Source organism: Bacillus sp. PSXD-155 (assembly GCF_049310765.1).
In the GTDB taxonomy this organism is placed as follows: Bacteria; Bacillota; Bacilli; order Bacillales; family Bacillaceae_G; genus Bacillus_A; species Bacillus_A cereus.
The window spans coordinates 1-2,097 of record NZ_JBMOWC010000021.1; the positions used below are offsets into that span (position 1 = coordinate 1).

Sequence of the window (2,097 nt, forward strand, 5' to 3'; positions counted from 1 at the left end):
TGACCCGTACGGGATTCGAACCCGTGTTACCGCCGTGAAAGGGCGGTGTCTTAACCACTTGACCAACGGGCCAAAAATTTAAAAACTTTTCCAAGCTTCCAACCGGGCTTGAACCGGTGACCTCTTCCTTACCATGGAAGTACTCTACCAGCTGAGCTATGGAAGCATAATGGCTCCGCAGGTAGGAATCGAACCTACGACCGATCGGTTAACAGCCGATAGCTCTACCGCTGAGCTACTGCGGAATAATAAAAGCCTGGCAACGTCCTACTCTCACAGGGACAAGGTCCCAACTACCATCGGCGCTAGAGAGCTTAACTTCCGTGTTCGGTATGGGAACGGGTGTGACCTCTCTGCCATCATTACCAGACTTTTATCATTATACACATTCTTTTCAGAATGTCAAAAGGAATTTTAAATATATATTCCTTCAAAACTAGATAACATTGCTACATATTATATGGTTAAGTCCTCGATCTATTAGTATTCGTCAGCTCCACATGTCACCATGCTTCCACCTCGAACCTATCAACCTGATCATCTTTCAGGGATCTTACTAGCTTACGCTATGGGAAATCTCATCTTGAGGGGGGCTTCATGCTTAGATGCTTTCAGCACTTATCCCTTCCGCACATAGCTACCCAGCTATGCCCTTGGCAGAACAACTGGTACACCAGCGGTGCGTCCATCCCGGTCCTCTCGTACTAAGGACAGCTCCTCTCAAATTTCCTACGCCCACGACGGATAGGGACCGAACTGTCTCACGACGTTCTGAACCCAGCTCGCGTACCGCTTTAATGGGCGAACAGCCCAACCCTTGGGACCGACTACAGCCCCAGGATGCGATGAGCCGACATCGAGGTGCCAAACCTCCCCGTCGATGTGGACTCTTGGGGGAGATAAGCCTGTTATCCCCGGGGTAGCTTTTATCCGTTGAGCGATGGCCCTTCCATGCGGAACCACCGGATCACTAAGCCCGACTTTCGTCCCTGCTCGACTTGTAGGTCTCGCAGTCAAGCTCCCTTATGCCTTTGCACTCTACGAATGATTTCCAACCATTCTGAGGGAACCTTTGGGCGCCTCCGTTACACTTTAGGAGGCGACCGCCCCAGTCAAACTGCCCACCTGACACTGTCTCCCGGGTCGATAAGACCCGTAGGTTAGAATTTCAATACAGTCAGGGCGGTATCCCACCAGCGCCTCCACCGAAGCTAGCGCTCCGGTTTCAATGGCTCCCGCCTATCCTGTACAAACTGTACCAAAATTCAATATCAGGCTACAGTAAAGCTCCACGGGGTCTTTCCGTCCTGTCGCGGGTAACCTGCATCTTCACAGGTACTATAATTTCACCGAGTCTCTGGTTGAGACAGTGCCCAAATCGTTACACCTTTCGTGCGGGTCGGAACTTACCCGACAAGGAATTTCGCTACCTTAGGACCGTTATAGTTACGGCCGCCGTTTACTGGGGCTTCAGTTCAGAGCTTCGCTTACGCTAACCCCTCTCCTTAACCTTCCAGCACCGGGCAGGTGTCACCCCCTATACTTCGCCTTACGGCTTCGCAGAGAGCTGTGTTTTTGCTAAACAGTCGCTTGGGCCTATTCACTGCGGCTTTCCGTTAAGAAAGCACCCCTTCTCCCGAAGTTACGGGGTCATTTTGCCGAGTTCCTTAACCAGAGTTCTCTCGCACACCTTAGGATTCTCTCCTCGCCTACCTGTGTCGGTTTGCGGTACAGGCACCTTTTATCTCGCTAGAAGCTTTTCTTGGCAGCGGGGAATCAAAGACTTCGCTCCATAAGGAGCTTCCCCATCACAGCTCAGCCTTCACGATAAGCGGATTTGCCTACTTATCAGCCTAACTGCTTGGACGTGCACAACCAATCGCACGCTTCTTCTATCCTTCTGCGTCCCTCCATTGCTCAAACGATAAAGAGGTGGTACAGGAATATCAACCTGTTGTCCATCGCCTACGCCTGTCGGCCTCGGCTTAGGTCCTGACTAACCCTGAGCGGACGAGCCTTCCTCAGGAAACCTTAGGCATTCGGTGGACGGGATTCTCACCCGTCTTTCGCTACTCATACCGGCATTCTCACTTCTAA

General features: G+C 51.5%; 3 tRNA genes and 2 rRNA genes. All 5 read right to left on the reverse strand.

Going from position 1 to position 2,097, the window contains the following annotated elements:
- Nucleotides 1–72, reverse strand: a tRNA-Glu gene (locus ACO6VI_RS21210).
- Between the two features lie 21 nt (nucleotides 73–93).
- Nucleotides 94–166, reverse strand: a tRNA-Thr gene (locus ACO6VI_RS21215).
- A gap of 4 nt (nucleotides 167–170) precedes the next feature.
- Nucleotides 171–245: transfer RNA gene (locus ACO6VI_RS21220), tRNA-Asn, on the reverse strand.
- Nucleotides 246–254: 9 nt separating this feature from the next.
- A 5S ribosomal RNA gene (gene rrf / locus ACO6VI_RS21225) occupies nucleotides 255–370 on the reverse strand.
- Between the two features lie 90 nt (nucleotides 371–460).
- A 23S ribosomal RNA gene (locus ACO6VI_RS21230) occupies nucleotides 461–2,097 on the reverse strand; the annotation flags it as partial.